The following is a 23,083-nucleotide window of genomic DNA, read 5'->3' on the forward strand; positions in this document are numbered from 1 at the left end:
TCCATTAACTCTTTCGCTAGTCTTTCTTTATCACCGGGTTGGACGGTGCCCTGGGCGGAGATGCATCCGAAACCTGCCATCCTCTTTTACCCAGAAATGAGGAGTATTCTTTTGTTAAATTACCAACATTATTAACAATATTCAGTGTCGACAAACCGGTTAAGTTATTATCTGCAATAACTCTGCTTGAACTCGAACAATTGTCGCACTTATAACCGCCGCTAGCTGCTGAATTATTAATAATTACATTCTTGCTCAGATAAAAAGGTCCTACTGAGCCATCAACTCCGTGGAATTCTACATCACCAATAAAGGTATTTCTGAATATATAGGAAGGAGGAAGGCTTTTATTCTGACTCTCATTAACGGACAGCGCTCTTCCGCTCGACATTGCCACATAATTATAACTTACCTCCATATTTCCATAATTACTGTCGTTGTAGTACAACCATATTCCATAGTTATCCACATCTACAATTGTGTTATGGCGAATAAACCAATAGCTGGTAGAGGTCTTGGGTCCAATTGGGTGGCTATTTCCAGTGAAGTTGGAGAACCGGTTATCTTCGATGAGAACTTTTTGTGCGGAGTAACCTAAAATTCCATAAGCGCCGCTAATGTTATAGAACTCATTATCCTGGAATGACCAATAGCGCCCCTGAACACTTGAATCCCGAGAAATCATTATTGCGCTCTGATTATAGGAGCCTTGCGTTGATGTAATTGTGTGAAATTTATTATTGCGGAATGTCACATTTGATGAAGCACCGCCTATCCTCACACCCATTCTGTATTCGTTGGAAGCACTGGTATCAATATCATGAATTTCGAAACCATCAAGGTAAAAGTTATCTGCCCGCGTATCAATAATCCTCAGTGCAACCTTAGACATCTCGATTGACGGAGAATGTCCGGGATACGCTAACCATACCAAGGGTTGACGGTTGGTGTATTGGACACCTTGGGTTCCGCCAGTGTAGCCATCAAGACTGTAGTTGCCCGACTTGAAATACACAAAATACCCTTGCAGCTTTGTGGCATATTTTGCGTCATAGTTATTACCACCATATACATCATAGAATCCTTGTACCGGATCGTTGATAGTACCGCTGGCGCCACGCTTTCCTTTTGCAGGATCAACAAACAGGAATTTATCTGTAGTTACTAGCACACTCCACGAAACCTTTTGGGAATTGCCAGCACTATCCTTTACTGCCAATGAGACCGGATATGCTGTTGATTTGGCTACCGGTGAAGGCCAGGTAATCTCGCCCGTTTTTGCGTTTATAGTCATTCCTTCAGGAGCAGTTTCCAATGCATATTCATACGGGTAACGTCCGCCTATTACAGCAGCACGAACCTCGTATACGAGCCCCGGATATGCTTTATAGAATCTGTTGTTCACATCCAGCCCTGCTCTTGGCTGGATAATTTCCAAATCGTAGGGAGCCTCAACATCCTGCGCATGGGCGAAGGAAGAAAATAGGATAATGAATATATAACAGGTAATACTTTGCTTTAGCCTTAGAAATGACATGACTTTACCTCTGAAATGAGTAAGGCATTAGAAGCTCTGCCCTGAGGGAGGGATATGAAAGTAATTGAGTCTCTAATTTAGGTAAGGGAGAAACGGACGCTTGAAGTGTAGCATAGGAGTTAACGGTCAAATAATAACCTTAGAAACTATTTCTTTTTAAAATGAGTAGTCGATATCAAAGATCGCTATTGTTTATTCAAACGTCCTTAAGTAGCGAATGAGAGCATCAATTATCTGTTAATTTTGGCGCCAAATATTCTGCGAGACCGCTCTGGTTCATTAGTGCATAAATCCCTTTTCCATCATATTTTTAAAGTATATGTTGTCCTTTCTTAGCAGTTCATATGAGCCATCTGCCACAACCCTTCCATCTTCCAGCATCACGATATAGTCTGATAATTTAATCGCCGCTGGCCGGTGCGATATAACAATGATAAGGACTTCCGTTTTTAATACTTGCAAGAGACTCATAAACTCAAACTCTGAGTCGATATCAAGCGCACTGGTTGGCTCATCCAATATAAGAATCTTGCTTTCGCGATATAGCGACCTTGCAATGCCTATTCGCTGACGCTGCCCTCCGCTTAAACGTTTTCCATCTTGCCCCAATCTTGTCTCAACCCCTTCGGGCAACTTCTCGACAAAGCTCATAGCACTCGCCTGGTGTAGTGCCCTGGATACTTTTTCATAATCAATTTCAGCTTTCGGAACACCGAACGCAACATTAGCAACGACGGTGTCATCCAGTATAAAAATACTTTGTGGAACATATCCGATACTGCGCTGATAACTATCAATTAGGTCATCACTGAGAGACTGATTATCTATTGCTATGCTTCCAGAACAAGCTGGCAATAGACCTAGCATAATATCCGCAAGCGTGGATTTTCCAGAACCCGATGCGCCCGCTATGGTATTCAAGCTCCCCAACCGAAAGAATAAAGATACTTCATTGATAACAGCCTTGGACGAATTGGGGTACTGATATGTTATGTTTTCAATTTTCAAGGAGTGAATGGATTTCAGGGGCTCGCTTTTCGAAGTTCTTGGCAGCTGAACCAGCTGTGATATCTCTTCCTTAAGCTCTCCGACAACACTGCCATTAGCACTCATATTCGACATAGATCGATAAAGTTGTTGCATTGTCGGTAGCAGCTTATAACCCGCAAGAGCATAGATACTCAGCAACGAAATGACGTTGTCTTTTGATTCAGCGCTAGTTAAAAGAAAGACGGCTAAAAGTAATATTGCAGCAAAAGATATAGATTCGATAACAAATCTTGGCAAGTCACCAGAGAGCGTTATATAAGCTGAAGAATTTAACCCTTTGAAATTAATCTTATTAAATTCCCTGGAATAATTATCCTCAAGAGAATTCAGCTTAATATCTTTAATGCCTATAAACGATTCAGAAAGAATAGATTGTACGCCCGAGTTTCTATCAGTAACCAATTTTCCATGTTTAACTAAAGATTTTTTGATAATCACATAGGTTACAAAATAAGACCCACCAATTATTAATCCGGAGAAAAAGGCTATGACCGGGTTTAAGAATATCAACCCCAAAAGGATAAGCGTCGCAACAAACAAATTGCTCATCAGCAGTAGGAATGGTTGCATGACCATATAAATAAAACGCGGAACTTCCTGTGAAATACTGGAGATTATCTTCGTATAATTGGTCACTTTGTGGTAGATATACTCTCTTCGCAGAAAATTTTCATACAGCTTGCTTTGCAGCTGTCCACCCACTTTCATCGAATAGGTCGTGAGCATCCACAAGGTCAAGCCTGAAATACCATTTGAAATTAGAATCATCACTACAGACAAAAGGGCAAAAGCGATAATGAAATCATGATTTGAGTCAGAGCCCAGAAAACCATATAAAAAGCTCAAAAACGGATTATTTTGTATAATTTCTGGATTGGAGACTATTGCTATAAATGGAGCAATACTTGCCACACCGACAATTTGAACAACAGCCGACGCCAGAAAGAACAAAAGCAATAAGAACAATCTAACCTTCTGCTTTTTGTTTAGAATTTTGAATATATTTTTAATAATAGTAATTATATACATAAATGCTATTGCCCGCCGCGTTATCCTTGGTTATCACTCGTATGGGTTAATACCGAACACATTTGCTTTACCTGGTGCTCCCTGGAAAATTTTTCTACCGCTCTCGTTCGCGATGCATCTGAAAACAACTTGGCAAGCTCGATGTCTTTGGCCAGATAATCAATTTTTCTTGCAAGATCTTGATAATCTCCCGGTTCGATATGGAAACCATTTTTATTATTCTCTATTGTCTCAGCCAGACCTTGTAGATTAGAAACAATCAAAGGCAAGCCAGAAGCCATCATTTCTACACTCGACATAGTAAAGGAGTCCCACCCTGTTGATGCAATAACCCCAATAAAAGAGCTTCTCATAAGCCCGGCAATATCTCCACGATAGCCAGCAAAAGTTACGTGATGATTGGCCTCATCTCCATTAAGCAACTGTAAATAAATATCAGCCTCATTCCCTTTGTTACCACACATAACAAAGTGAATGTCCTTATTACCCAATACATTTATGAGATACATTGCGGCACGCACGATAATTCCTACGCCTTTACGTTCCTCCATATGCCCAGAATAAAAGACTATTTTACGGTGCCCCGGAATTCCCAATACAGTGTGAGCATAGCTATCTTTTCCATAGTTGGGTTTGTATACAGATGTATCCACGCCCAGAGGAATTACGCGCGTCTTGCTTGCTGGAATACCGCGGCCGTGAGTAGCTGTTCTTCTCATAGCTTCGGATTCAAATATAAAATAATCAGGCTTCACGGCTCGAACATACCATTCGATGCGCTTGGTTAGCAGTTTAATACCTTGATTAATGGAGCTTATCCCCGCCCCCCAGTATGAGATAATTTCTTCTACCCCTGCCAACTGCAAGGTCTTCAAGACAGGTGCTGGATAAGGCAGATCAAACGCAATAACTTTGTTGATGGAATTGTTCTTTATGAAATCCATTAAATCTCTGCTGTCTTCGACATTATAATAATCGCACCCAATTACTTTTCCCTTCGTTGAATCGACTATCGATTTATAGGAAAAAAATAAATTCTCTTCTGCATACCCAGCCATTTTAGCAGCGTCTACAAACACTTTCTCTAACACCTCAATGGCGTAACCGGTAAACTGCTCACAGTGGAACATTATCAACAAGGAGTGGTCCTTTTTCATTTTTCAATAATCCATAATTTCAATAGAACCACTGATCTGCTTAGGGAAATAGAGTGGAAAAACAACTCTTGCTTATTGTTCAGAATCCAGCTTACAGGCATTAGAATCAACGATACGAGTAACATCTTGAGACTGGTTAAGAGTACTCCCAATGGTCGCCCGAGAAATTGCTTCCTCGAAATTAGCTTTGCAATATGGTAGTTAGAGTAGGCGCTGTCGATAAACTGCTTTTTAATATTCTCTTCAAGATACTCACGTTCTTTCAGTCGGTGCCCCACAGGGGCGCTGGGAAAATAAAGCACTTTCTTTTTTTGCTCAACAAGTTTTCTGTAAAGCAGTGTTTCTTCGCCAGCGATCAACTTTGATCCGCTACGCCCCAAAGCAGGGTCGAATCCACCCATACTTATTATTAGATCTCGCTTAATGCAGAAATTTTTCCCAAAAAACTCCTTGTTATTATCTATGACATCAAGGCTCATCTCGCCGTAGTCCAGACCGACAAAATACGGACGATAACGGTTCGTGTACCACCACGGAATTGGCTTATCCCATACAATATTGATTTTGCTGTATAAGCAATCTGGCTCAACGTCCCGGATTTTTTTAATATATTCATCTACCCACACTGGTGGTATTTCAGCATCATCATCAGTAAACAAAATATAGGTTCCTGCGGCCGCCTCTACGCCTGTGTTTCTTGCATATGATAATCCCTGGCGCCCTTCAAAAAAATATTTCATCACTATTGGTGAAACCTTGATAGCTGATTGAACTACACTCGCGGTGTGATCAGGGGAATTATTATCAACGATGATTATTTCCACCAGTGACAAATCAGTGAGACATTGACGTAGAATTTGATCCAAGGTTATCAAGAGAGAATCTGCGTTATTATATGTGCAAATAACAATGCTAATTAACGGTTTGCTATTCATTCGTTGTTACTCATATTTCTGCGTTTTTACCTCTTTAGCAGCCAAGAGACATTATCATTACAGTCCTGATAGTTGCAGCAGTTCAACACTATTTATATCTATCGTTTTAATTTGATAGCCAACCACATGAGCGAGTACCTCACTGCTGCCACAAGCTCACGCTGAGTAGTTACTACGGATTGATGGCGTATAGTTTTCAACCAATTGAACCCATACCGTCGACGCAAGTTACTGTTCATCATACATTTTGCATAGTATGCCCCGCGACCTCGATCATAAGCGGCAATGAGTTTCGGCACTGCATCGCTTTTACGACGATGATGATGGTGCACCACTGGACGAGGATCGTAAATACCAGCCCAACCCACCCCCAAAATCCGCGCAAGCACATCAACATCTTCGCAAGGGTAAGCCGTGCCCGCGCCGAATCGGGGATCAAATCCTTTTACTACCTCCAGCGCCTGCTTACGAAATGCAAAATTCGCTCCGTGTATTTCACCAGCGGCTATAAAACTAAAAGCCTCGTATTCTTTACGCGCTTCGGATGTCTGGATGGTTATTGGATAGTCCGTAGGATCAAACAGTAGAACTCGCCCTCCAACAAAACCCCAAACGCCTTCATCCAGGCAGTTGATGACTTTTGTCAGATAATCCTCTTTCGGATAACAATCGTCATCAATAAATGCAACATATTCACCACAAGCAAGTCGCCAGCCAGTGTTCCTTGCAAAGCCAGTACCTGAACTGGGTTCGTAGATCGTGCGAAACACCAACGATGTCTTTTTGGAGAACTCCTCCAGTACAGCGTCTGTATGGTCTGTTGAAGCATTGTTGACAATAATCAATTCCCATTCGAACAAGCATTTGATCTTTGCTACATAATCTAAACAATTACGGAGTTGCTCCGCACGATTCTTGGTACACACCACCAATGAAATTTTCACGTTGTACCCCCCTACTAAAGCTACTACTCCCTAATAATCTATTAAAAAACAATACTTTCTTATGCGCATCATCAACGCAAAATAGTCTCATATAATTCAGTCGTGCTGTTCGCGTTATGTTGAGCGAGATAACGATCTTCTAATACCACTCTAGGGGCATTTCCTTGCAAGATAGAACTCACCGCTTTTGCATAACCTTGCGGAGTGTGATCATCAACTCGCAAATCAGGATATTCTTCCAGAATTGCTCTCAGACCACCGATGTTATGGGCAACCAATGGAACACCTAATGCCAATGTCTCCAGTGCTGTCATGGGAGTTCCTTCGTGATCAGAACACATTACCACTGCATCCAATGAATTTATCCATCCCGGAATATCCTTACAATGACCATGAAACAACACACCGTCACCTAGTCCCAATCTATCACGTTCGTTTTCCAGGATACTCCGTTGAGCACCCTCACCAATAATATGGAACTGCAGTAATTTTTCTGAAGGCTGCTTTATAAGTAGGGCAGCCATTTGTAAGAATATGTCGATTCGCTTTACTGGTTCGAGACGGCCTATAATGCCAACATGGAACCTGTCCGCATTCTTAAATGGGAATTCGGTATCAGCAGCCTGCTTTTTCAGAGCACCGACGTCCACACCATTAACAATGGTGTGGATATTTCTGGCGGGAAATATTTTCTTCAGCTTTTCGGTCAGATCTTCGGAAACCGAAATAACGCCATGCTGCACATATGCACCAAGAAAGTTGTCCAGTAGCGGTTGCAACCGACGCATACCCTTCGCAGTAAACTCCGGCGCCCCATGGCTCGTCCTGACAGACTTGGCACGAACACTGAGTAAATTTGCAATAGCACCCAGAATATTTTCCTTTTGCCGATGCGTATGAATAATATCCGGTCGAAATGACAACATGATCTTGCGCATGCCCAGCAAAATTTTCACCGGGCTCATCTTGCTTTCATCAAGCAGAGTTACCGGTATGGCCAAAACCTTTAAACGATCGGCCAGTTCGCCAGGGTTCATCAAAATTACATGCAGATCACAATCAGTCCGCAACTCCTTTAGCAAGGTGTATGCCTGCACTTCAGCGCCCGCCCAGAGATCGCCAGAAATAATGTGCATTACCTTCATGCGTCGGTTTACAATTGCCATGCTGAGATTTCTTGATCAGTCACTATAAAGCGTCAGGATGCATCGACCCCGGGTAAAACTTACCCGTCATCAAGGCTAAACAATGGAGATGAATATTATGCTTCGATGTCTTCACACAACAAGCAATTTTATGAATGTCACCTGTAAAGAATTCCAACAATGAGGCCGTCCATGCTTGAGTTTCTTTTTTGGTTTTTTGCGCTGGGTTCCGTTTTCAGTTACTTCATCTATCCGCTGATCCTAAAGGTACTGGCACAAACTCGCCAGCATAATGTTTTACCGGATAGCCAGGAGCCAGCCAATCCACTTTTCCTCTCGTTGATTGTTACAGCCTATAACGAAGAAGCACGCATCCGCGAGAAGATCGAAAATACCTTAATGGTCCGTTTTGATCCAACACGCCTGGAGCTGATTGTGGCCTCTGACTGCTCCGATGATAAGACAGACGATATTGTCCGCGAGTATGCTGATCGCGGTGTCCGCCTGGTGCGGGCGGCCGAGCGACTTGGCAAGGAGAACGCACAGAGAACTGCCATCGAAGAAGCTCGCGGAGATGTCATTGTTTTTTCCGACGTGGCAACCCAGATTCCGGAAGATGCACTGGAAAAACTGGAGGCCTATTTTCAAGATCCGCAGATCGGCGCCGTATCCAGCGAGGATCGGTTTATCAGCAAAGACGGCAGCATAGCGGGCGAAGGTGCCTACGTTAAATATGAAATGTGGCTGCGCCAGCAGGAGTCAAAGCTTGCCGGCCTAGTCGGCCTCAGCGGTTCTTTTTTTGCTGCACGCAAGGCCGTTTGCCAGGTATGGGACATTCATTCTCCCAGTGATTTCAACACGGCATTGAATACCGCCCGGCTGGGCTTGCGTGCCGTCACTGCACCGGATGTACTCGGCTATTACCAGGACCTGAAAGATCCGCAAAAGGAATACCAGCGTAAAATCCGGACAGTTATTCGCGGTATGACGGCGCTTTCACGACATAGCGAAGTACTCAATCCGCAACGTTTTGGTCTGTTTGCTTTTCAGGTGTTTTCTCACAAGTTGATGCGTTGGCTGGTGCCCTGGTGTTTGATCGGCCTGCTCATCGTCTCGGCCGTTATCGCTCATGAAAGCCTGTTTTATTCCTTCGCACTTTTGGTGCAGCTTGGCTTTTATGGCGTAGCGTTGCTCGCGCATTTCCTGCCGCATCTGCGCGAGACATCCTGGGTTAAATTGATTTATTTCTTTGTGCAGGTAAATGTGGCTTTGCTGGATGCGGCCATCAAATTTTTGGCCGGTGAGAGAATGACGACGTGGAAGCCTTCGGCGCGTTGATATATGGCGATCTGCCGCCAGTCGGCAACCGTATTTGTTGGCATGAAGCCGCGCAGGAAGAGCTGCCGTCATTCATCGACTACCAACCGCTGTGGCTGGACTGCGGAACATCCGCCTTGGCGGTTGCCCTTTTGGCGGCAAAGGCGAAGCATCCTGAAATAAGCGCGCCGGAAGTTATTGTTCCAGCTTATTGCTGCCCGGATCTGGTAGCGGCGGCAAATTTTGCCGGCGTTAAGGTGGTAGTTGTTGATATTGCGAAGGCAGATCCAGCATTGGATACAAATGCCTTGCAAGCTTCCATCAGCGACAGCACGGTGGCAATTATCGCGGTAAATTTTCTTGGTATTTGCGACAATTTAGCCGCACTTACCCAGCTGCGACAACAGCACCCGCACATCAGCCTCATCGAAGATAATGCCCAGTGGTTTCCTGATGCAGAAGCGTTTTCGAGCCTGATGGGTGATTATGTGGTGTTTTCTTTCGGGCGCGGCAAACCGCTCAGTTTGTTAGGTGGTGGCTTGTTGTTGGCAAAAGCCGAGCCTCAGACTGATCTGGCTGCCTATCTCACCGGGCAACCGGCACCGTCTTCCCGACTGAAGTTGAAAGTATCTGCGTATAACCTGTTGCTTCAACCGCGTCTTTATCAGCTATTGAATAGAAACCCCTTATTAAAACTCGGGGAGACTCGTTATCATCCGTTGACCGTTGTCACGCCGATGGATGATCAGCGCCGACGTTTGTTGCCCGAAAATTTTAATCGTTATTCAAAGCGGTCACAGAGTCGGGAGTTTGCCTACGACAAACAGATTCCCGCCTCCGTTAATTGTCTGGACGCACTCACCTCGCCACGCAGGAGACGATTGTTACGCTACCCTTTGTTGGTTGATGATAGATTACAACGCGATTTGCTGTTGCAAAAGTTGCGTAGTGCAGGACTGGGGGCAACGGCAATGTATCAAAAACCCCTACCGGAAATTCCCGGCGTTGAGGCGATGGTTGATATCAGAGGCAATTACAACAATGCCAGGGATTTTGCAGATCGACTGATTACGCTGCCGCTGCATGAGGGTGTTGATGAAAAGTCATTTAACAGGATTATCAGTATAATTTCCCACCTGAAGCGATAAAATTATTGCACGGGCTCCGCCAACCAATCCCGCGCAACCTGTTTGATAGCCTCTGTTTGTGCAGCGCAGCTTGAATCATTACATGCAGCCTGGGCAGTAAAGATAACAAAGTAATTATCCCCCCATAACATCGCGGGGATTTGTAACAATTTCGCCAACTCATATTGGTGAGTTGCATAGCGCCCCACGAAATAGAGATGCGCAAGCAGATGATAATTTTCCGAACCTGCACGCTTCATGACCGAAAATTGTAATCCGGTAGCGTCGTCCTTCCTTTCACTGGCAATTGACCAGACATCCCGGTCATGCAGACTCCTGAAATAAGGCACAAGTTTTTCCTGCGTGTCTGTCTGAACATATTGCACAAGCTCTACACGCACAACAACATCTTTCGCGATGACAGACTGATTGTAAGTTAATGGCAAACCCGGATAACTCAGCTCAACATTAGGAACCGGTGCACCGGTTGAATGTGCGGCTGAATAATGATTTAAGGCGTTCAAGGTAAATGCCGGAGCCTTTTCCAGTGTGGTAGGCGCGAGTAATGCTAAGGCCGGTCCAATCATCAACAAGAGCAGCGGAAGTAGTGGGCGTGCAGTTGGTATTCCACTTTCGACACGCGGCTTTGGTTTGAACGCCGGTGCATAGTAAATCGCCGGCAACATCACCAAAGCAAACAGTACCCACCCAAACAATTCATGATCTTCCATCAGGCTGCTTTTCATTTCGGTTTGATAACCGATGACCACCAGCGAAAAGATGCGCACCCAATTCGTCAACAAGGACAGCACAATGGCCACACCGAATGCGACCAATACCTGTTTCACGCGATAATGGTTCAGATAACTGATCAGATAAGCCATCAACAAACCGATAACGAAATAACGCAAGCCGGAGCAGCCATCATCGATATACAAACGCCCGTAAGGAATAAAGATATTGCTCCCATCCATCAAGAGCGTCATGCCACTCAGCCGTGCCGTCTTGCCGACAACGGCCGCACTGATTTCCACCAGCGGTCCATTGAGTATGCCCCACAGCGGTAGTGCAAAAATCAATATTCCACAGGGCACTGCAACATGCCGTAGCGTCTTCAATGAATAACAACTCGCTATAAATAGCAGGATGATACACAGGAGCGTGACCTGAACGAGAATACCAATGTGAATTTTGTGGAACAAAAACCACGCCAGAGAAGCCAGCCCCAGCAAAATGAGCAGAAAAGTACGCACTGCTTTAGCATCTTTGCGATAAGGCCAGGGCAAGGCGTGCCACATTAAAAACAGAAAAATAGCAACCGTGGGTAAGCCATGAGACAGGTCCTGATCCCATTGAATCCAACGCAGATACAACTGGCTGACCGACGAAAAATAAAAAGCAATGATGAGCAAAAAGAACAGACAAAACTGTACGAATGCGTTTCGTTGTTCACGCGCTACAAGTGCGGATAGATCTGTATCTTTCATCTGCTCGATTCAGGAACCTTTGAAAAATGTTTGAAACCGCGCTGGCAAGGCAAAGGGAGGTGGAGTTTTGATATAAGAGCTGTTGAGCCGTTCGCCACCGCGGCCTGATTTAATAATGCAAGGGGATACTACCTAACCAACCAAGGCTTGGATAGGTATATATGAAGAAGAGGATAAAAGACTAACAAACACCCGAAATCAATTCATCCCTGAACACTGTCATCGAATCAATTGGGATTGATAGGGACATACTCGCTGTATAAACCATTCACATCAAAGGTGGCGATCTGGAATTCATAGCTTCCGCTAAGTTCACCCATGTCGTAATGGTCAACGGTGCCATCGTCGATGACAACGGATTCATAATCTTGCGCGGACGTCAGTTTATAACGTATTTCATAGCCACCGATCTCATACAGCTCAAGGTAATCACCGTTTTCACGTTCCGTGGGGATATACCATTCAATGACCACATCATTGGAGACGGGAGCTGCTGACGAAGAACTGCTGGATTTTACCGAACTGGTTGAACTTCTGGAGCTGCTGGAAACGCCCACGCCCACCGGAGAAGAGCTGCTTGAAGAAGAGCTCATTGATGAACGCTGGGATGAAACGCTGGACGATACCGTCCCCGAACTGCTACTGGGGACAGACGCCGCTACCGAGGCTTGACTTGATGCGTCATTAACCTGGCCGAGACGGGATTCATCGTCATTGCCACCGCATGCAGAAAGCAGCAGCAATGCGCTGGCACATGCCAGAAGATTGGGTAAGCGACGCGCGACATTGACGATATTCATGCTGGGTACATCCTGAAAATCTATGGCTGAAGCCAAGAAAAACTGTTGATTTTCGTCAGTCCTTCGATGGAATCCTGAAGAGAGTATTGATCAGGGTTTTGCAATTTCACGCGGCGGGCGCACTATTTTGCAATTTGTAGAAAGGCGCCACTCTTTTCGTGCAGCCTGGTTCACTGACGGCAAAATCTTTATATGAGCTTTGGTTATATAAAGGATTAAGACGACACGCGTGAAACCTTTCCCCTGATACCCCGGCGCTTGTCATAAAAGTGTTAAAAAAATCGACAAATTTACCGAGGCGGCCGAATCATAGCGGGATAAATGCGGGAAATATGAGAAGCGGGCGACATCTTGAGAAAATTCCAGCCCCACAGAAGCGCTAAATCTGCCCGCCACCGGCGAAACAAATAATTCAGCGCCAAAATGAGCTGTGAATCTAGAAGGTGTAGGTCAGGGATATACCGGAGATGCGTTCATCGTAGGTCAGCGTTTCCGCATCGGACTCGCTTTCATCGACGATAAAGAAAACCTGTACGGACAAATCATTGATAAAGGTGTAACGATAATTGGCACCGAAAGACGTTACCGTAAAATCGTTTCTGTCTACGTCACTGTCGAATTTACGTTCCTGTCTGCTCGCCTGTAAGCCAACAGATGACGCCCGTGAAAGTTGGTAGTCGAAGCCAATACTGGCTACATTTTGATCATTGTCTTCTATGAGTGTCTGGTATTGTTCCTGCTCGTACAACAGGCTCGCGTAGGCGTTGCAACGCTCACAAAGAGACTCGTTGTCCCAGCGGAGTTCCACCACCCGGCTTTCAAATTGATCCAGACCTACACCCGTCGCATCATCCAGGTTCACATTGTCCAGCATGCCCTGATTACCATCCCCCAGAGAGGTATCAGTAATCTGCTGGCTGGCAAGCAAGCTCAGGGTATTAAAGCCCGAGCGGTAATCTATCTCGACCCGATAACTGGGTGCGGAAAAATCCTCGCCCACTTCCGGCGTACTCTGGTTATATCCCAAGCTTACGCGGTAAGACAGGTAGCGCAATTCGGTAGCGAAGGTGACCGAGGCATTTTGATATTCATAGTCATTATCGGGGAGGGCGTCGTAACTTATTTCGGTGTGCTGGGCCGCAACCTCCAGGTTGCTCACGGAGGAAAAGCGATGCTGCCAGATCAGTGAACCGCCGGTGCGCTCTGAATTAAAGATATCCGTGTAACGAAAATCGACTTGCGTGTAGTCGCCTCGCAGCAACACATTATCGACGGGGGAAAGACGCAACCGCGCCGTCGGAATAGCCGAAAAAATTTGTCGCTCATCTTCGTTTTGTAACAAATCAACCTGATCCGGCGCGCCCAATACGGAACGGCGCGAGTGGACCAATAATAAATCCACGGGGTGGTGGGCTTTGCCAATTAACAATTCGGCATTGCCTTCAATTAAACTGCGGTCGGGTTGTGTTTCCTTGTCGAAGCGGTTCTCACTTGCACGATAATCGGTTTCAAAATCCAGCAGGGAATTTTCATAATCAGCCAGAATACCTGCACTGTACTCATCCTGACGCTCAGAAATTTTGTCGCTGTACGTGCGTCGCGCATTATCAGAATAGCGGCTGGTAACACCCAGATCGATCTCCACGGCAGCGATGGCCGGCATCGCCAGAGCAGGCAGACATAACGGCGTAATACATCTGAAAAATAATGTCCGTTTCATATTCGATGCCTCTGAGTGAAATCAGTTGTTGAATACCAGCCCCGCAAACTTTTCTTTACCTACCGCCTCAACGGCTGACAACACTTCATTCGTCACCGCTTTTCCGAACGGCACGACCAATAAAGCATGATCACAATACTGCGACAATATTCGCGCCTCTGTCGACTGCTGCACCGGCGGTGCGTCCAACACAATAAAACGATCCGGGTAGCGATTTTTTATCTCGGCGATAAACACTTCCATACGCTTGGAGCTGAATAATTCCGCTGCCGACTCACTCAATCCACCGGAGGGAATCACTCGTAAGCGTTCAACACCGCTGGGATAAATAATGTGTTTCAAGGGTATGGTGTTATCAAACAGATATTGCACTAACCCATTGTCAACTTCCGTCGTGGTGTAACGTTCAGCGGAGGTGCTGTGCGGATTGCAATCGACATACAGGGCTGTTTTGTGAGGGTCCAACGCAAAAGTTGCCGCTAAATTGAAGCCGAAGAAACTCGAGTCCGCCTCGGTAGTCACCGAAGACACCAATACCACAATGTTATCGCTCTTACTTTTTTGTAACAGGCGAATCCGGACCTCACGAAAGGCGTTCAACAATTCGCGCTGACGCATGCCGATGAAGACGACTTTCTTTTCATAGAGTTCATCCTGTGTCCACAGGATCGGCAGCGACATATTTTTTATTTGTTCGCGCTTGCGATGCTCAAGCACAGCCGTCTTGACCAATTGATCGCGGCTTTCAACCATGGCATCAACGCCTTCGATCAGCTGTTCAATATTACGTTCTTTGTTCTTATCCATTCTGTCCTGCCCCCTTAGCTTCTGGTGATATGCCAATAGCTGGCAAAACTGGCATACGCGGCCATCGCCAACAGACACAGAAAGAACAATATCACCACATCTTTTCTCAGCAGACGTTCGCTGAGCGGTGTGTGGTAATGCGGAATAATGCCGATTAGCTCGATACCTGCGGGCAGTTGCTGCTGCAAGGCGCGCGCTGAACGGAAATGCGGATCGACCATGACATACAACACCAGCAAACCAATGGGTGCCAACAATCCGAGGATGGGTCCGATAATAGCGAAATGAATAAAACGCAAGCCGGATGGTTTTAACGGAAAGGTCGCCGGTTCCTGAATGCGATAGCTGATTCCCTGCCCCTCAATATCCAGAGTCATGGATAAGCGCGCCGATTCCTTACGCTGCAACATCTCTTCATATACATCGCGGGTTACGTTGTAATCGCGGGTTAATTCCGAAAGCTGCGCCTGATTGGCGGCGACCCGTTGCGCACGTTCGTGTTCCTGTTCTGACAAATGTATCAAGGATTCCATACGACGCTTTTGGCCGCGCAAGTCGACTTTTGCCACCGACAATTGCCGCCGCAATTCTTCATACAATGGATTTTCTACCGCCTCGCCCCGCCCGGTGTAGACATCACCACCGGAAGCCTGTGCCATATGAATCGCCGTATCCAATTCCGCTATTTGTGCCCGCAGGGAAATAACATCCGGATAGCCTTCCTGGTAAACCAACAGCAGTTGCTCCAGTTGATTAACCAAACCCTGCCGACGCTGGCGCAACTCATCTATCTCACCTTTGGTCTGCTGATATTGGCTTTCATTACCCAGTTGAGTGGTGATGGTGTTAATGCGCGCTTCTGTTTCTTCAATGGTAATTTTGAGGGATTCAATTTCGCCGCGTAACTCGGCAATGCGCGTGGCAACACCCGCTTCGGTGCCGTCGACGTTTTGCGCATTAAACTCCTTGAGTTTTTCTTCTGCCAGCTCCAGTTGTCGTTTGTAGGTTTGTACCTGTGCATCAATAAAATTAAAGGCGTTTAAGCTCTCCTGACGCTTTTTGCTGGCACTGTTTTCAATGAAGACGTTGATGATGGTGTTGAGTGTTTCAAATGAATTATCAGGATCGTTGGATACAAACGAGATACGGAAATAATTATTCTGTTCTGAACGCACATCAAGGCCACCCCGTATAGCGCGAATGATGCGGTCCTCTTGTTCCGGCGGTGTATCTTTTGTCAGCATACCGCGCTGCCGCGCTACGGTTTCCATAATGCCACGCGTATAAATAATTTCGCGTGCCTGCACGGAACGGTCAATGGATGTCACTTCTGCGCGTCCGCGCAACAGGGGTTCAAGAATATTGGTTTCATCGGCAAATAACAGCGCGCTGGTGGCGTAATTCTTGGGCCACATAACGCCCACCAGCAACGCTATGCCACTCACCAGAATAAACAACAGCACGCACCAGAAACGAAAGCGGATCAACTCTGCTTTCAACGCGAGCAAGATATCTTTAATAAACGCCGTATCCATGAATCCTCACCTGGCTGTAGGGTTGTCTAACAACCGTCAGAATGCGCGCTCCGGCACGGTTACAATATCCGACGGCTGCAATGGATAATTCGTACTGACATCGCCTTTATTCACCAGATCGTTCAACCGTATCGAATACACTTTTACTGTGCCGTTAATTTTACGATAGAGTTTTGCACCGTTGCCGGAAGCAAATTCATTGGTGCCACCGGCGAGCAATACCAGATCCAGCACCGTCATGCCTTCGCGATAGGGAATGGATTGCGGGTTGTTAACCGCACCGGTGATACGCACGCGACGCTGGAAATCGGAACTGCTGGGATTGGTCACAATCACCGTTACCTGCGGGCTACGCACATAGTTGGTGAGACCTTTTACGATGTTGTCCGACAACTCGCGCGTGGTCAGATTGGCTGCATCAATATCGCCGATCAATGGCATGGAGATTTTTCCGTCCGGCCGCACTGGCACCGATACGGATAATTCAGGGTTGCGCCATACGTTGATATCCAAGGCGTCGCCCACGCCAATGCGATATTCTTCAAGTACACCGGCATTTTCGCTCACCGGTGGAGCAATGTTCTTAGTGCCGGAGCAGGCACCGATCAATAAGCTGACCAACAACACTCCGCTGAACCAAATAAATTTTTTCACGCCCTCACTCCTTCATCGAGTCTGTGGCTGGAGGAAATTAATGCACACCCTTGCCTAACAAAATAATCTCCACAGTTTGAATCATGATTAGCATGTCCATGAGAAAGCTGTGGTTCTTGGTGTAGTACAAATCGTATTGCAGTTTATTCTTTGCATCTTCAACGGATGCACCGTAGGGGTACTTCAGTTGTGCCCAACCCATAAGGCCGGGCTTTACCTTGTGACGCATATCGTAAAAAGGAATCTGTTTGCCCAAGTCACTGACGAATTCCGGGCGCTCCGGACGCGGGCCCACAAAACTCATTGAACCGGTAAGAACATTGTAAAGCTGAGGAAGTTCATCAAGACGGGTATTGCGAATGAAGGCACCGACACGGGTCACACGGGAATCATTTTTTTGTGCCCACATGGCTTTGCCGCCGGCTTCAGCATCCTGGCGCATGCTGCGAAATTTATAAATACGAAATGTTTTTCCGTTCAGCCCCACCCGCAATTGGTGATACAAAATCGGCCCTGGACTGTCGAGCCTTACAGCTAAGGCCGTCAGCACCATAAATGGCCAGAGCACCAGAAAAAACACGGAAGCCAATGCCAGATCAAACAAGCGCTTGGCGACCGAGCGCCGCTTGGAATATTTGAAGCCGTCAGAAAATAACATCCAGCTGGGTTTGAGCAAGGTGATATCAATCTTGCCCAACTCACGCTCACAAAAACTTAGTGCATCGCTGGAGGGAACGCCGGCCAGTTTGCAATCGATAAATTCATTCAGCGGAAAAGAACCGCCCTCGCCCCGGCGACGTTCGTTGGGCGATACCACGATTTCAGAAATCTGATGTTGTTTGACAAAACTCAGCCAGTCCTGTGGTTCATCAATCAACAAAGCCGGATCAACTTCTACCGGCTCCCGCGCATTGGCAACACACCCGGCAATTTGTACACCCAGCACATCGACCTCTGGTGCCAGATCCTGCAACAAGGTTTTGGCACGCTCGCCGGCACCATAGAGTATGACGCGACGTTTCAGATTTGCCGTATCAACCACCGCCAGAAATAACCAGCGCGCAATAAACACCAGCACCGTTGCAATGATCACGCCCCAGAAGATAAAACTCTGATTAATTAAATCGCCGGGAATAATCAGGTTTAATAAAAACAGAGCCACACTGCCGAGCAAAAAGAAACTGACCAGGGTGCGCAGCATCATGCTCGCATTCCCTTCGCGCACCATGGCTGTGTAAACACCCATCGACAGGGTGCAGCAGCTCATCACAATGGAAAAGACCAGCACGGGAAACCAATAAAACGTGATCGTCTCCGCGTCTACCGCGTCGCGCGTGATGTATGCATCCACGCGTTGCGCCAGCCATGCGGCGAGCATCAATAACAATGCCTCGGTGATCCCGAGATAGAGATACGGCAAATGAACGTAATGTTTGCTGAGACGGATATACGACAAAGCTTAATCCTTTTAAGCGGCTGTTATAGAACGCAAATGAGCCGGCATTATAGCGGGTTTTGTGACAAATACTCGACTACCCGAAGCGCGTTTGGAGCGCTTATTTACAGAGTGTCGGAATTCATTACAGGTCGGCCAGCGGCTTTACATTTTCACGCTCAGCGCGATACAAAAAATGCCGTTAAATGTGGTAACTTAGCCGCCCATTGGATCAACTGAACAGCCAAGGAAATTCATCCATCATGTTTGCCAGCAACCCCACCCTTTGCATCATCGGTCTCGGTTATGTCGGCCTGCCACTGGCGGTCGAATTCGGAAAAAAAATTACCACCATCGGGTTTGATATCAATCAGCGCCGGATCGATGAATTGCGCCGTGGCATCGACCATACATTAGAGCTGGATACTGCCGAACTCAACGAAGCGAAATCGCTGCGTTACACAACGCACGAAGATGACATCAAAGGTTGTGATGTCTACATCGTCACCGTGCCCACCCCGATCAACGAAAGCAAACAACCTGACCTGACCCCACTGGAAAAAGCATCTCAGCTACTTGGCCGGGTGATCGGTAAAAACAGCATCGTGGTGTTTGAATCCACGGTATACCCCGGTTGCACCGAAGAAGTGTGTGTCCCGCTTATCGAGCGGGGTTCGGGTTTGGTATTTAACCGGGATTTTTTTGCCGGCTATAGCCCCGAGCGGATTAACCCGGGCGACAAGCAGCACCGGGTCCACAACATCACCAAGATCACCTCCGGTTCTACGCCGGACGTCGCTGAATATGTCGACCAGCTTTATCGCAAAATTGTGGTGGTCGGCACACACAAGGCCAGCAGCATCAAGGTGGCGGAAGCGGCCAAGGTGATCGAAAATACCCAGCGCGATATCAACATTGCGCTGATCAATGAGCTGGCACTGATCTTCAAGCGCCTGAATATCGACACCCTGGAAGTACTCGAAGCCGCCGGCACCAAGTGGAATTTCCTGCCCTTCCGCCCCGGCCTGGTAGGCGGTCACTGCATCAGCGTGGACCCTTATTACCTTACCCATAAAGCACAGCAGGTCGGTTATAACCCTGAAGTCATTCTGGCCGGCCGCCGCATCAACGACGGCATGGGCAATTTCATCGCGGATTCGGTGGTGAAATTGATGACCCAGCGCAAGACCCACGTGGTGGATTCCAACATCCTGATCATGGGCCTGACCTTCAAGGAAAACTGCCCGGATTTGCGCAACACCCGCGTCATCGACATCATTCACGAACTGCAAAAATATAATGCTAATGTGCATGTGTACGACCCCTGGGCCGACAAAGCCGAGGCCCAACACGAGTACGCGCTTGATCTGATTGATAACCCCCAGGCAGGGGGGTACGATGCGGTCATTCTGTGCGTCGGCCATCAGAAATTCCGCGAATTGGGTGCCGACGCGATTCGCGCCTTCGGCAAACCCAACCACGTGCTCTTTGATGTCAAACACATCCTGCCCAAAGAAGCCGTGGATGCACGTCTGTAATTAATTAAGGATTTCCCATGAAAGTGTTAGTGACCGGCACCGCCGGATTTATCGGTTCCAGCCTGGCAAAACGTTTGTTAGCACGCGGTGATGAAGTCATCGGCGTCGATAATCTTAACGATTATTACGATGTGCAAATTAAAAAAGACCGCCTCGCACAATTGCTGCCACAAACCGGCTTTACCGATGTGCGCGCCAACATTGAAGACAAAGCGGCCATCGACAAGATCTTCAAGGAACACAAACCGGACCGCGTAGTGAATCTCGCCGCCCAGGCCGGTGTGCGCTACTCGCTGATCAACCCGCAGGCTTACATTGATTCCAACATCACCGGTTTTTTAAATATTCTGGAAGCCTGTCGCCACATCGGCACCGAACACCTGGTGTATGCCTCCAGCAGCTCCGTGTACGGCGCCAACACGGCCATGCCGTTTTCCGTGCACAACAACGTGGATCACCCGGTCAGCCTTTACGCCACCAGTAAAAAAGCCAACGAATTAATGGCGCATACCTACAGCCATTTATTCAACATTCCCACCACCGGGTTGCGCTTCTTTACCGTATACGGCCCCTGGGGTCGCCCGGACATGGCGTTGTTTATCTTCACCAAAAAGATTCTCGCGGGCGAGCCGATCGATGTATTTAATTTCGGCCATCACCGCCGTGACTTCACCTACATCGACGATATCGTCGAAGGCGTGATTCGCACGCTGGACCATGTTGCGCCGACCAATCCGCAATGGAACGGCGACAAACCGGACCCCGCCACCTCCAAAGCGCCGTATCGCATCTACAACATCGGCAGTAATAATCCGGTGGAATTGTTGCGCTACATTGAAGTGCTGGAAGATTGCCTCGGCAAAAAAGCGATCAAGAATTTATTACCCTTGCAACCCGGCGATGTGCCGGATACCTACGCCGATGTGGACGCACTGATTGAAGACGTGGACTACAAACCCACCACGCCGGTGGAAACGGGGATTGATAATTTCGTGAAATGGTATCGGGACTATTACAAAGTCTAGGCTGCGAGGCTAAACGACTTAACAGGCAGCAACCGGCAAGGATTTTCTTCAAAGGCATTCATTATGAAAGCAAACACTGTGACCCACGCGATGACCGTCGATGTGGAGGACTACTACCAGGTCGCCGCCTTCGCCAATGTCATCAAGCCCGCCGAATGGACGCAATGGCCGTCGCGCGTGGAAGAAAACACGGACAAGTTGCTGCAACTGTTCGACGATGCCGGTATCAAGATCACCTTCTTTATCCTCGGCTGGGTGGCGGAACGCCACCCTGAACTGGTCAAACGCATCCACGCCCAAGGCCATGAAATCGCGTCCCACGGTTACAGCCATCAATTGATTTACAAACAAACGCCCGACGTATTTCGCGATGAAACCGCGCGCTCGAAGCAGATATTGGAAGGCATTATCAACACGCCGGTGACCGGCTACCGCGCCGCCAGCTACTCAATTACCCGCAAATCGCTGTGGGCGCTGGATATTCTCGCGGAGCTGGGTTTCACTTGGGACTCCAGTATCTTCCCGACCCGCCATGATAACTACGGCATCCCCGGCAGCCCCGAAACGCCCTACACCATTATTACCAGCAAAGGCGTGCGACTGACGGAATTCCCGCTCACCACCGCCAAGGTACTCGGGCAAGCCATACCGGCCGCCGGCGGCGGCTACTTTCGCCAATACCCCTACGCCCTGTCGCGCTGGCTGTTCGAACGCGCCAGTCTCAACCAGACCAAACCGCAAATTTTCTACCTCCACCCCTGGGAGATAGACCCGGACCAACCGCGCATCCCCAACGCCAGCTGGTTCTCCCGCTTCCGCCACTACACCAACCTCAAACGCTGCCTGCCGCGCCTGGAACGCATGATCGACGACTTCCAGTTCGGCACCATCAGCCAAAGCCTGGGCTCCGTCGCCATCAGCCAGACCCTGACGCTACAAGACCTGGCGGGATCACCGGAAAATATCGAATCAACCAAATTGGCCATGGACTCAGGCCGCCGAGACAAGTAAAATCGCCGACCTTCTGATAGCTATCTGCTTTCAGAGCCCGAGGCTTAGCCGGGTGAAGCAAGCATTTTAGAAATCATCTCCAGCACCCGTAGCTCAGCTGGATAGAGTAGCGGCTTCCGAAGCCGTTGGTCACAGGTTCGAATCCTGTCGGGTGCGCCATTTTCCTTTCCCCGAAATAATCCCATACGCACTTCTCGTGCAAGCTCAATTCATCTGAAATCTTCAGTGATATTTTTGTGATGCAAGTGCGCCGGCTGCCCAAGGCATTTATGTATTATTAGTTTTGTTTGAAGAACACCCACCACCCAGTGTCTGCTTAAAATCCGGAGAATATCGCCAGATTACTAACAGGAGTTAGCTATAAAATGCCCACTAAAGAAAAGGAAAATGACTATCTTATTCACAAACGCGAATTGGGGGAGTTATTTGATTCAAAGTACGCACTCAATATAAATTTATGGCGTGGTCAGAAAGCCGAAGACAAGAGCAATCCACCACTTTATCCCATACTTAAGTCTTTTAAGCTTTCAAACGGCAGAGTTCGCAAAAAGGACATCAGAACGTACACCAAAAACGGAGAATTATGGATAGACTGCAAGAGTGGTGGAGTTTCACTTTTCGATGTACTTGGTGTGCCTAACAAAAAATGGGAATATTATAAGCTGCCAGCTGGAGTAAGAATTCCATTTGGTTTAGTAATAACTAAAGATGAATTCAACGATCTTCACAGAGCCACGCATTATTCTATTAGAGCTAATTGGGACATGCCCCTGACCAAATTCCTTATGCTGCTTGACGAATTAGCGGCTCAATTAATCTTTGAGAAATAA

19 protein-coding genes and 1 tRNA gene are annotated in these 23,083 nt (G+C 47.3%); 7 read left to right on the forward strand and 13 right to left on the reverse strand.

From position 1 onward, the window contains the following. Nucleotides 1–16 precede the first annotated feature (16 nt). The 6 genes from CBR65_RS13010 to CBR65_RS13035 all read right to left on the reverse strand — a co-directional run bounded on the left by CBR65_RS13010 (nucleotide 17) and on the right by CBR65_RS13035 (nucleotide 7,818). On the reverse strand, nucleotides 17–1,537 hold the full coding sequence (locus CBR65_RS13010; protein ID WP_087467246.1) for a putative Ig domain-containing protein: 1,521 nt from the start codon (nucleotides 1,535–1,537) through the stop codon (nucleotides 17–19). Between the two features lie 279 nt (nucleotides 1,538–1,816). Continuing rightward, entirely contained in the window at nucleotides 1,817–3,553 is a 1,737-nt protein-coding gene (locus CBR65_RS13015) for an ABC transporter ATP-binding protein (RefSeq protein WP_198300738.1), read from the reverse strand. Nucleotides 3,554–3,636: 83 nt separating this feature from the next. Continuing rightward, on the reverse strand, nucleotides 3,637–4,773 hold the full coding sequence (locus CBR65_RS13020) for a glycosyltransferase family 4 protein (protein ID WP_087467248.1): 1,137 nt from the start codon (nucleotides 4,771–4,773) through the stop codon (nucleotides 3,637–3,639). Next, a complete protein-coding gene (locus CBR65_RS13025; RefSeq protein WP_087467249.1) occupies nucleotides 4,770–5,708 on the reverse strand; it encodes a glycosyltransferase family 2 protein in 939 nt (312 codons plus the stop codon). The genes CBR65_RS13020 and CBR65_RS13025 overlap by 4 nt, the downstream gene beginning before the upstream one ends. Before the next feature lie 98 nt (nucleotides 5,709–5,806). Beyond that, nucleotides 5,807–6,652 carry a glycosyltransferase family 2 protein gene (locus CBR65_RS13030; RefSeq protein WP_087467250.1) on the reverse strand — a complete coding sequence of 282 codons (846 nt, stop codon included), beginning with the start codon at nucleotides 6,650–6,652 and terminating at the stop codon, nucleotides 5,807–5,809. Nucleotides 6,653–6,723: 71 nt separating this feature from the next. Continuing rightward, nucleotides 6,724–7,818, reverse strand: coding sequence for a glycosyltransferase (locus CBR65_RS13035; RefSeq protein WP_087467251.1), 1,095 nt, complete (start codon nucleotides 7,816–7,818; stop codon nucleotides 6,724–6,726). A 171-nt stretch (nucleotides 7,819–7,989) separates the two neighbouring features. Here CBR65_RS13035 and CBR65_RS13040 point away from each other — a divergent pair, with 171 nt between their 5' ends. Together CBR65_RS13040 and CBR65_RS13045 are read left to right on the forward strand one after the other, a co-directional pair. Then, nucleotides 7,990–9,135, forward strand: a complete 1,146-nt coding sequence (locus tag CBR65_RS13040) for a glycosyltransferase family 2 protein (protein WP_087467252.1) — start codon at nucleotides 7,990–7,992, stop codon at nucleotides 9,133–9,135. Beyond that, nucleotides 9,114–10,262 (forward strand): DegT/DnrJ/EryC1/StrS family aminotransferase, encoded by a 1,149-nt coding sequence (locus CBR65_RS13045; RefSeq protein ID WP_087467253.1) that lies wholly within the window; start codon nucleotides 9,114–9,116, stop codon nucleotides 10,260–10,262. Before CBR65_RS13040 ends, CBR65_RS13045 begins: the two co-directional genes overlap by 22 nt. Nucleotides 10,263–10,264: 2 nt before the next feature. On the opposite strand, the gene xrt is transcribed toward CBR65_RS13045, so the two are convergent. From xrt to CBR65_RS13085, 7 genes are all read right to left on the reverse strand, one after another. Continuing rightward, on the reverse strand, nucleotides 10,265–11,728 hold the full coding sequence (xrt, locus tag CBR65_RS13050) for an exosortase (RefSeq protein ID WP_087467254.1): 1,464 nt from the start codon (nucleotides 11,726–11,728) through the stop codon (nucleotides 10,265–10,267). Nucleotides 11,729–11,955: 227 nt separating this feature from the next. Further along, nucleotides 11,956–12,528, reverse strand: a complete 573-nt coding sequence (locus tag CBR65_RS22120; protein WP_157672070.1) for a hypothetical protein — start codon at nucleotides 12,526–12,528, stop codon at nucleotides 11,956–11,958. Nucleotides 12,529–12,964: 436 nt separating this feature from the next. Then, nucleotides 12,965–14,248, reverse strand: a complete 1,284-nt coding sequence (locus CBR65_RS13065; protein WP_087467257.1) for a hypothetical protein — start codon at nucleotides 14,246–14,248, stop codon at nucleotides 12,965–12,967. A gap of 21 nt (nucleotides 14,249–14,269) precedes the next feature. Then, nucleotides 14,270–15,055 (reverse strand): CpsD/CapB family tyrosine-protein kinase, encoded by a 786-nt coding sequence (locus CBR65_RS13070; RefSeq protein WP_087467258.1) that lies wholly within the window; start codon nucleotides 15,053–15,055, stop codon nucleotides 14,270–14,272. A gap of 14 nt (nucleotides 15,056–15,069) precedes the next feature. Then, a complete protein-coding gene (locus CBR65_RS13075; RefSeq protein ID WP_087467259.1) occupies nucleotides 15,070–16,590 on the reverse strand; it encodes an XrtA system polysaccharide chain length determinant in 1,521 nt (506 codons plus the stop codon). 36 nt (nucleotides 16,591–16,626) lie between these two features. Beyond that, nucleotides 16,627–17,169, reverse strand: a complete 543-nt coding sequence (locus tag CBR65_RS13080; protein WP_232461444.1) for an XrtA/PEP-CTERM system exopolysaccharide export protein — start codon at nucleotides 17,167–17,169, stop codon at nucleotides 16,627–16,629. 112 nt (nucleotides 17,170–17,281) lie between these two features. Next, on the reverse strand, nucleotides 17,282–18,700 hold the full coding sequence (locus CBR65_RS13085) for a TIGR03013 family XrtA/PEP-CTERM system glycosyltransferase (RefSeq protein WP_087467260.1): 1,419 nt from the start codon (nucleotides 18,698–18,700) through the stop codon (nucleotides 17,282–17,284). Nucleotides 18,701–18,942: 242 nt separating this feature from the next. Here CBR65_RS13085 and tviB point away from each other — a divergent pair, with 242 nt between their 5' ends. From tviB to CBR65_RS13110, 5 genes are all read left to right on the forward strand, one after another. Next, nucleotides 18,943–20,217, forward strand: coding sequence for a Vi polysaccharide biosynthesis UDP-N-acetylglucosamine C-6 dehydrogenase TviB (gene tviB, locus CBR65_RS13090; protein ID WP_087467261.1), 1,275 nt, complete (start codon nucleotides 18,943–18,945; stop codon nucleotides 20,215–20,217). A 17-nt stretch (nucleotides 20,218–20,234) separates the two neighbouring features. Next, complete coding sequence (locus tag CBR65_RS13095) at nucleotides 20,235–21,242, forward strand: NAD-dependent epimerase (protein ID WP_087467262.1); 1,008 nt, start codon at nucleotides 20,235–20,237, stop codon at nucleotides 21,240–21,242. A 63-nt stretch (nucleotides 21,243–21,305) separates the two neighbouring features. Beyond that, complete coding sequence (locus CBR65_RS13100; RefSeq protein WP_087467263.1) at nucleotides 21,306–22,253, forward strand: XrtA system polysaccharide deacetylase; 948 nt, start codon at nucleotides 21,306–21,308, stop codon at nucleotides 22,251–22,253. Nucleotides 22,254–22,335: 82 nt separating this feature from the next. Further along, a tRNA-Arg gene (locus tag CBR65_RS13105) sits at nucleotides 22,336–22,412 on the forward strand. A gap of 206 nt (nucleotides 22,413–22,618) precedes the next feature. Then, nucleotides 22,619–23,083, forward strand: a complete 465-nt coding sequence (locus tag CBR65_RS13110; protein WP_087467264.1) for a hypothetical protein — start codon at nucleotides 22,619–22,621, stop codon at nucleotides 23,081–23,083.

Source organism: Cellvibrio sp. PSBB006 (assembly GCF_002162135.1).
In the GTDB taxonomy this organism is placed as follows: domain Bacteria; phylum Pseudomonadota; class Gammaproteobacteria; order Pseudomonadales; family Cellvibrionaceae; genus Cellvibrio.

What these genes read in the sequence shown, in the direction of transcription:
- CBR65_RS13040 (WP_087467252.1), top strand. Translation starts at nt 7,990, where the DNA reads ATGCTTGAGTTTCTTTTTTGGTTTTTTGCGCTGGGTTCCGTTTTCAGT.
- CBR65_RS22120 (WP_157672070.1), bottom strand. Translation starts at nt 12,528, where the DNA reads ATGAATATCGTCAATGTCGCGCGTCGCTTACCCAATCTTCTGGCATGT.
- CBR65_RS13020 (WP_087467248.1), bottom strand. Translation starts at nt 4,773, where the DNA reads ATGAAAAAGGACCACTCCTTGTTGATAATGTTCCACTGTGAGCAGTTT.
- CBR65_RS13095 (WP_087467262.1), top strand. Translation starts at nt 20,235, where the DNA reads ATGAAAGTGTTAGTGACCGGCACCGCCGGATTTATCGGTTCCAGCCTG.
- CBR65_RS13010 (WP_087467246.1), bottom strand. Translation starts at nt 1,537, where the DNA reads ATGTCATTTCTAAGGCTAAAGCAAAGTATTACCTGTTATATATTCATT.
- CBR65_RS13065 (WP_087467257.1), bottom strand. Translation starts at nt 14,248, where the DNA reads ATGAAACGGACATTATTTTTCAGATGTATTACGCCGTTATGTCTGCCT.
- CBR65_RS13070 (WP_087467258.1), bottom strand. Translation starts at nt 15,055, where the DNA reads ATGGATAAGAACAAAGAACGTAATATTGAACAGCTGATCGAAGGCGTT.
- CBR65_RS13110 (WP_087467264.1), top strand. Translation starts at nt 22,619, where the DNA reads ATGCCCACTAAAGAAAAGGAAAATGACTATCTTATTCACAAACGCGAA.
- tviB (WP_087467261.1), top strand. Translation starts at nt 18,943, where the DNA reads ATGTTTGCCAGCAACCCCACCCTTTGCATCATCGGTCTCGGTTATGTC.
- CBR65_RS13075 (WP_087467259.1), bottom strand. Translation starts at nt 16,590, where the DNA reads ATGGATACGGCGTTTATTAAAGATATCTTGCTCGCGTTGAAAGCAGAG.
- CBR65_RS13035 (WP_087467251.1), bottom strand. Translation starts at nt 7,818, where the DNA reads ATGGCAATTGTAAACCGACGCATGAAGGTAATGCACATTATTTCTGGC.
- CBR65_RS13025 (WP_087467249.1), bottom strand. Translation starts at nt 5,708, where the DNA reads ATGAATAGCAAACCGTTAATTAGCATTGTTATTTGCACATATAATAAC.
- xrt (WP_087467254.1), bottom strand. Translation starts at nt 11,728, where the DNA reads ATGAAAGATACAGATCTATCCGCACTTGTAGCGCGTGAACAACGAAAC.
- CBR65_RS13100 (WP_087467263.1), top strand. Translation starts at nt 21,306, where the DNA reads ATGAAAGCAAACACTGTGACCCACGCGATGACCGTCGATGTGGAGGAC.